Origin of the sequence: Microcoleus sp. (genome assembly GCF_049646505.1) — a bacterium.
GTDB lineage: Bacteria > Cyanobacteriota > Cyanobacteriia > Cyanobacteriales > Microcoleaceae > Microcoleus.
The window spans coordinates 1-8,091 of sequence record NZ_JBARVX010000597.1 but is presented as its reverse complement, the minus strand read 5'-3'; the positions used below and the strand labels follow the sequence as shown (position 1 = coordinate 8,091).

The following is an 8,091-nucleotide window of genomic DNA, read 5'->3' as shown; positions in this document are numbered from 1 at the left end:
TATCTACTGCAATCCTGCTTTTGAAAAACTGACCGGTTACAGCAGCGAAGAAGTTATGGGACGCAACTGCCGTTTTTTGCAAGGCCCGGATACCGATCGCGCCCAATTAGACAAACTCCGCAGCAGTTTGCGATCGGGAACAGAAATTAAGGTAATTCTCAAAAATTACCGCAAAGACAAAACTTTTTTTTGGAACGAATTAACCGTTTCCCCCGTGTTAGATGGCGAGGGAAAATTAACTCATTTTATCGGAGTTCAGAACGATATTACTAAAAGAGTCGCCGCCGAAACGGCCAGGGAAGAAAGCGAAGAAAGATTGCGGGCGATCGCCGCTGCGACTCCCGTTCCGATCCTCATAACCCGCGGCTCAGACAGCATAATCTTGTACGCAAATCCAGCATTAGGGGAAACTTTCGGTTTGAGTTCCCAAAAGTTTATCGGCAGCAAAAAAAACGACTTTTATGCCAACGCGAGCGATCGCCATAAATTGCTAGAATTAGTTAAAGAAAAGGGCTTTAGCGACAGCCAACAAATCTGCCTCAAAAAAGCAGACGGCAGTTCTTTTTGGGTAAAAATGTCGATGCGATCGATCGATTTTAACGGCGAAGCAGCAATTTTATCGGCATTTTACGACATTACCGATCGCGTAGAAGCAGAAACAGCACTCAGAGTCAGCGAAGCGAGATTTCAAAAACTAGCCGCCAACCTTCCCGGCATGATTTATCAATTTCAGTTAGCAGCAGACGGTACTGCGTCATTCCCCTACGTTAGTTCCGGCTGTCGCGAACTCTACGAATTAGAACCGGAAGTGCTCGAAAATTCTGCTGCCGGCGCGATCGAAATGCTTCATCCAGACGATGTGCAAAGCTTTCACGAATCTGTGGCTGTCTCGGCTAAAACTTTAGAACCTTGGCGCTGGGAAGGCAGATTAGTTTTACCGGGCGATCGCATCAAGTGGATTAGCGGGGCTTCTAGACCAGAACTCGGCGAAAAAGGTGACATTATTTGGGACGGCTTGTTGATCGACATTAGCGATCGCAAACAAGCAGAATCAGCACTGTGGGAAAGCGAAGCCAGATTTCAAAAAATGGCCGCCAACGTGCCCGGAATGATTTATCAATACTTGCTGCATCCCGACGGTTCCGATCGATTCACTTATGTCAGTCCCGGCAGTTGGGAACTCTACGAATTAGAACCCGAAAAACTGAAAAAAAACGCAGCTTTCATGTGGTCTGCGGTGCATCCAGACGACATCAAATCTTTATTAGAATCCCTAGCTATTTCCGGGGAAAATTTACAACCTTGGAAATATGAAGGGCGGATCGTCACCCAGTCAGGAAAACTGAAATGGATTCGCGCCATTGCCCGCCCCGAACTGCAACCGAACGGCGATATAATTTGGGAGGGAGTGACAATCGATATTAGCGATCGCAAAATAGCAGAAATTGCCCTGAGCGAGTCAAAAATTGCCCTGCAACAAGCCAATCAAGAACTTGAAAAGCGCGTCCTGCAGCGCACGGAAGCCTTGCAAACCTCGCAAAAAATGCTGTGGCTGGTAATTAACAACATCCCTCAGTTAATCGCCTGGAAAGATCGAGACTTAGTTTACTTGGGAGCCAACAAAAACTTTGCCAAATTCGCAGGTTTCAATCACCCCAGTGAAATCGTCGGTCTCACCGACTTCGATATGCCCTGGCTGCCAGAAGAAACAGAAAGTTTTCGAGCCGGCGACCGCCGCATCATGGCAACAAACACCCCTGAATATCACATCATAGAATCCAAAATGCAAGCCGACGGCACTCAGTGCTCGCTGGATACAAATAAAATACCTTTACATGACAGTGGCGGCAATGTTGTAGGGATTTTGTCGGCGTTTGAAGACATCACTTGCCGGCTTTCCCTGCAAGCTAAAGTCCGGGCCAGCGAGGAACTATTTCGCAAAATATTTGAAGATGCACCCATAGGTATCTACTTAGCCAATTTAGACGACAACAAGTTAGTGCGAGTCAATAAAACTTACTGCGAAATGCTGGGATATACCGCAGCCGAATTGCTCGGCAAAACATTTATAGAAATTGGGCATCCCGCCGACAATGAAAAAAACATTCAAGTTGCTGCTGCTCTCCACCGGGGAGAAATTACGAGCTATCAAATCGAAATCCGCCAGATTGCGGGGACAGGTAAAATTGTTTGGGTAAACGTGACATCTACTGCGATCCGAGACGGCGAAGGAAAACCTATTTATAACTTAGGGATGATTGAAAATATTACCAACCGCAAAATTTCCGCCGCAGCGCTCCAAGCTTCCGAATCTCAATTGAGAAAACAAGCAGCCCAATTGCAAGAAGCCTACGAACAGCTACAACACGCTCAAATCCAATTAGTTCAATCTGAAAAAATGTCTGGTCTGGGTCAGATGGTGGCTGGCATCGCCCACGAAATCAACAATCCTGCAACTTTTATTCACGGCAATATTTCTCACACTCACAGCTATTTTCAAGATTTAATAGAGCTCTTGAATGTCTACCAGCACTGCTACCAGCCCCCAGTTCCTCAGATTGTTGAAAAAATTAAGGAAATAGAGTTAGATTTTCTTAAGGAAGATTTGCCAAAAATGCTCAATTCTATGCGGGTAGGAGTAGAAAGAATTAGTAAAATTGTGCTGTCGCTGCGGAATTTTTCGCGGTTGGACGAGTCGGAAATGAAGTTTGCAGATATTCATGAAGGAATTGACAGCACTCTGTTAATTGTGCAGCACCGATTGGAACAGGAAAGTCAAAAAAACCAAATTGAAATTATTAAAGATTACGGAAAAATATCGAAAGCATACTGTTGTGCGGGGCTGTTAAACCAGGTATTTCTCAATATTATCAGCAATGCGATCGACGCTGTAGAAAACCAACCGCAACCGCGGACGATCGTGATTCGCACAGAAATGAAAAAAGCCGGGTTGACAAGCCACAATCAAAGCAAGCTGAGCGAGTGCGATCGCATTGTCATTTGTATCGCCGACAGCGGCGCGGGAATGACCGAAGACGTTCGCAAACGGATATTTGACCCGTTTTTTACGACCAAACCGGTCGGGTCTGGCACAGGCTTGGGATTGTCCATCAGCCATCAGATTGTGGTAGAAAAACATAGGGGAAGTCTGCGGTGCATCTCAGCGCCCGGACAGGGAGCGGAATTTTGGATTGAAATTCCTTGCACGAGCGATCGTCCGTATCATCTAAAAGTTTAAAATATTTAACTTTTAATTGCCAATTGCCGTCGGTACTCGAGCGATCGGGGTTTTGAATTAAACCGTTAGTTTGACACTCCCCGTCCTATAAGGACGGGGATTCTTGGTTCAATGAGTCGCCATAACCTAGCAGGGTTTCCCCAACTAAACTAGAGGGCATCTCTCCCCAAGCGTTAATTTCGGCGTGCCCCGCCGTATTTTGGGCGCGTTTCAAGATGTTAATTGCTGCGTTGGTGTCTCGATCTGCCGAATACCCGCAATCCGGACAAATGTGCGTTCTAGTTGATAGAGACTTACTGACTTTTTTGCCACAATTCGAGCAATTCTGACTGGTATTGTGGGGCGATACAGCTACGGTTTTTGTTCCGTAGACGCTCCCAAAATAATCCAACCACGTCCGAAACTTAGACAATCGCGGCATCACTAATCGACTTAGACAGTTTTCGGTTCTTTACCATGCCCTGAACATTTAAGTCTTCATAGGCGACCAAATCGTTAGATTGGACGTAACGGAGTGCCACTCTCTTGACAAACTCTTCTCGCTGCCTACTTACTCTTAGATGTTTCCGAGCATACCGATTTTTTGCCTTCTTGTAGTTATTAGATTGCGGTTTACCCTTTTTGAACTTTTTGGACTTTTTCCGGTTGGCGCGGTTTAATTGCTTTTCTGATTTGCGATAAAATTTAGGATTTTCGACTATCCCTCCCTCACTATCAGCCAAAAAGTATTTAATTCCGACATCAATTCCTACCGCACGATTGGATGACTTGCAATCTTTGAGAGCGCTCCGAGGAGCATCGACACAGAATTGCACGTAATACCCATCACTACGTCGGACAATCCGTACCCTTTTAATTTGCTCTATCTGATAAAAATGCAAGTCTCGACTGCCTTTTAATTTCAGCATCCCGATACCTTTCTTATCAGTAAAGTTAATGCGTTTCCGGCATGATGAAAGTTTCCAGCCACCAACCTTGTACTCGATCGAGCGACTGTTTTTCTTGAACTGCGGATAGCCCTTTTTACCCGGCTTTTTGTTTTTACAGTTGTCGAAAAACCGATCGGTCGCGCGTTGGGCATTTTCAACAGCAGCTTGACAAGCATGACTGTACAAGTCTTTGACAAAGCCCAACTCTGCTCGCAATTGAGTGCAATATTTATACAGTTCTTTTCTGCCGACACCGCGATTGTCTATCCAGTACCGCAGGCATTTATTCCGAATAAATTGCCCCGTGCGAATAGCTTCATCGATCTTGTGGTATTGTTGCTTTTTCCCGTAGGCTTTGAACTCAAAAACTAGCATGGTTCGACCGGGAGCAGGCTGCTATCTTATACTACCATATATTTGACGTTAATTCCAGAGTTTATCGAATTAAAGCCGTCCTATAAGGACGGGGCTTGTATCCCATTCTTTTGGTCAACAAACAGCTCAAATGTACCTGTCTGCTGTCTGACGATTGAGACCAGACCCATCCTGTACCCCCGCAACGATTCGGGGAAGAAGCGGCTCTGGCGCCAACCTCTACTCCCCAACAATCAGGGGAATGCCTGGGAAGTCTGCTTTTGGATATAAACCTTGCAGACAAAGGTTTTCAGGTGATTGATTGTTGATACTGGTGGAATTAACCGCACTCAGAGGCCGAAATTAGTCGCATTCAGCGGTGCGCTCATCTGCTGCCCTCATTCACTAGGCAATTATGCTGAAAAAATTACCTTTCTCCTGGTCTCGCTACATTCCAGCCGGGTTGACGCTCGTTTTGGGTGTGGGAATGTCTGCCCTGGCGTTTGCCTTGGTTTGGGACTGGGAAGACAAGCGCCGCGACTACGAAATGCACCGCCGCATTGACGATATTTCGATCGGCATCGAACGCCAGATCAACTCCGACTTAGACGCAGTTCTCGCCCTCAGCGACTACATGAAAGCCTTCAGCGCCGTAGAGCGTTCCTCTTTTGCCAGCTTTGTCGGCCGTCCCCTATCCGTCCACCCCAGCCTGCAACTGCTGGCTTGGGCCCCCCGCGTCCCCAATTCCGAGCGGCGCAACTACGAAGCCAAAGCCAGAGCCGAAACCGACTCCAGCTTTGAGATTACAGAGCGCGGCCCCCGAGGGGAACTCCGCAAGGCCGACCAGCGTTCGGAATACTTCCCGGCTTTCTACGTGGAACCAACAGCCGGAAACGAGACAGCGTTGGGCTTTGACCTGGCCTCTGCCCCAAAAATCCGCGCGGTGATCGATCGAGCGCGCGATACCGGAGAAATGATGGTCACCAGCTACATCGGCCTAACTGAGGGCAATTCCCCGGAACCCGGTCTTCTGGTAATAGTTCCGATTTACCAAAACAGCACTAAACCGATTACCCTCGAATCGCGCCGCCAACTGCTGCAAGGATTTGTTCTGGGCATATTTCGAGGCAAAGATATTTTTCAAACCTCTTTAAAAGGACGCAATACCGACTACCTCACCATTTATCTCGCCAGCGAGGCTTCAGACAACCAAGAAGCACTGCCGCTGTTACCGCCAAGGGGGAACCCAGTTCTCAAAGATCGCGCTCCTGAGACCCAAATTCAGCAATTTGCGTTGATATTCCAATCAGCCAGCCAACAAGTGCTGACAGCATCGACTGGGGCACAACGAGAGTTCCGCTCCAACTGCCCGATTCAAGAGGATGCAGATCCAGACCGCACAGCCTGCCAAAGGAACCTGAAAATTAGCGGTCGCCAGTGGTCTCTGTACGTGTCCGCAACGCCGGAAATTCGCAAGATTCGCAAGCACTGGCGCTCTTGGGGAACTCTGACGATGGGGATGCTGTGGACTCTGATTCCGGTGACATATATGCTGACTGCTTTGAGCCGCACCGCCCAAATCGAAAAGCTAGCCCGAGAAAGAATTAGCCAAGCCGAAAAGTTACAGACTGCTTACCAACAGTTGGAACTCGAACAAGTTAAATCCGAGGAACTGCTGCTGAACGTTTTGCCGGCAGCGATTGCGCTGCGTTTGAAGGACAACGAACACAATATCGCCGAAAGTTTTGCGGAAGTGACTGTGATGTTTGCCGACATTGTGGGCTTTACAGAGCTTTCGTCGAGAATTTCAGCTACTGCGGTGGTGCAAGTTCTCAACGATATTTTTTCGGCTTTTGACCACTTGGCCGATCGCCACGGTTTAGAGAAAATTAAGACTATTGGTGATGCTTACATGGTTGTCGGCGGTTTGCCTACGCCGCGAGAAGATCATGCCGAGGCAATCGCCAATATGGCGATCGATATGCTGCACGAAATTCGGCTGCTTAGTTTAGAGCATTCGGAACCTTTCAGCATTCGGATCGGGATTAGCAGCGGCCCTGTAGTTGCCGGTGTCATCGGCTTAAAAAAGTTTATTTACGACCTTTGGGGCGACACAGTAAATATTGCTTCGCGCATGGAATCCCACGGCATAACCGGCTGCATTCAAGTCACCACCGAAACCTACGAACTATTAAAAGATAAATATACATTTCAGAAGCGCGGCGCAATTCAAATCAAGGGCAAGGGATACATGATTACTTATTTGCTGACAGGCAAAAAATATGATTGACACCGCCCGAAAGCGGATACAAGGCTGCGAACCGCGATCGGCCAATACCAAATTCATAAAATAGCGCTACATATCTACCCCCCCCAACCCCCCCCTTGTAAAGGGGGGGAGTCAAACTTTCGGTAGTAGCATAACTTTATGAAATTGGTATAAGACTTGCGATCGCCAAGCTAAGATACGATCGGTTCAAGGTATTCTGTCACGCCTGCACCAAATGAGGAAAAACCATGACGACGCTGCTAATTCAAACCGAAGGCGTCCCACTGACGGTCAATTTCCCTGCGATCGAATCGATGACAGTTGAACAGTTCTATGAATTTTGTCTGGTTAATCGCGATTTGAGAATTGAGCGTACTGCCAGCGGGGAAGTTATCATTATGCCACCAGCTTTTTCAGATACAGGGAACCGCAACCTTAAAATTGCCCTACAATTGGGGAACTGGGCAGAAGAAGATGGCACAGGTGAAGCGTTTGACTCCAGTGCGGGCTTTACCTTGCCGAAGGTCGCAACCCGCTCTCCCGATGTCTCATGGATTAAACTAGAGCGCTGGAATGCCTTAACTGAAGCACAAAAAGCCTCATTCGCACCGATTTGTCCAGACTTTGCGATCGAATTGCGATCGGCTAGCGACACTCTCAAGGGATTGCAAAACAAGATGCAAGAATATATTGACAACGGTGTATCGCTCGGCTTTTTAGTCGATCGCAAAAACCGAAAAGTCTACATCTACCGTCCCGATTGCGAACCTGAAATCTTGGATAATCCTGAAACTGTCAGCGCCGATCCAGAGTTACCGGGATTTGTCTTGCGGATGGCAAAAATCTGGTGATTTAGAGCGTTATATCAAATCCTCTCTTCATCGGAATAGTAAATTCGAGTTCGCTGTTCGCTGTTCGCTGTTGACTGTTCGCTGTTGACTGTTCGCGGCGTCAACAGCCAACCGTCCGTAGGGGCAGTGCCCCCGTGCCCGCCCTTTCTCAGCCAACAGTCAACAGTCAACAGTCAACAGTCAACATCACCTGACGGTGTAACCGGATTTGATATTACACCATCATCGAAGACATCAATTCATCGGTCATTTCAACATTAGCCGTCACGCTTTGCACGTCTTCCAAATCTTCGAGCGCGTCCATTAACTTCAGGAGCGATTTGGCTTTTTCAGGAGTTTCTATTTCCACTGTATTGCTCGGAATCCAGCGATTTTCTGACTGCAAAACTGTCAAATTTTGTTGTTTCAAAACCTCAGCAAGCTTTTCCAAATTAGCCACATTTGTAAAAA

General features: G+C 47.4%; 4 protein-coding genes and 1 pseudogene. 3 read left to right on the top strand and 2 right to left on the bottom strand.

From position 1 onward, the window contains the following. On the top strand, positions 1-3,238 hold a 3,238-nt coding region (locus WBA89_RS27980; protein ID WP_424410895.1), incomplete at its 5' end, for a PAS domain-containing sensor histidine kinase. An 85-nt stretch (positions 3,239-3,323) separates the two neighbouring features. Here WBA89_RS27980 and WBA89_RS27975 read toward each other — a convergent pair. Continuing rightward, positions 3,324-4,542, bottom strand: a pseudogene (locus WBA89_RS27975) (RNA-guided endonuclease InsQ/TnpB family protein). Positions 4,543-4,936: 394 nt separating this feature from the next. On the opposite strand from WBA89_RS27975, the gene WBA89_RS27970 reads away from it, so the two are divergent. Beyond that, positions 4,937-6,811 carry an adenylate/guanylate cyclase domain-containing protein gene (locus WBA89_RS27970; RefSeq protein WP_424410894.1) on the top strand — a complete coding sequence of 625 codons (1,875 nt, stop codon included), beginning with the start codon at positions 4,937-4,939 and terminating at the stop codon, positions 6,809-6,811. 227 nt (positions 6,812-7,038) lie between these two features. After that, a complete protein-coding gene (locus WBA89_RS27965; RefSeq protein ID WP_424410893.1) occupies positions 7,039-7,641 on the top strand; it encodes a Uma2 family endonuclease in 603 nt (200 codons plus the stop codon). A gap of 214 nt (positions 7,642-7,855) precedes the next feature. Here the strand turns inward: WBA89_RS27965 and WBA89_RS27960 are convergent. Next, the coding region (locus WBA89_RS27960; RefSeq protein WP_424410892.1) for a YebC/PmpR family DNA-binding transcriptional regulator at positions 7,856-8,091 on the bottom strand (236 nt) is incomplete at its 5' end.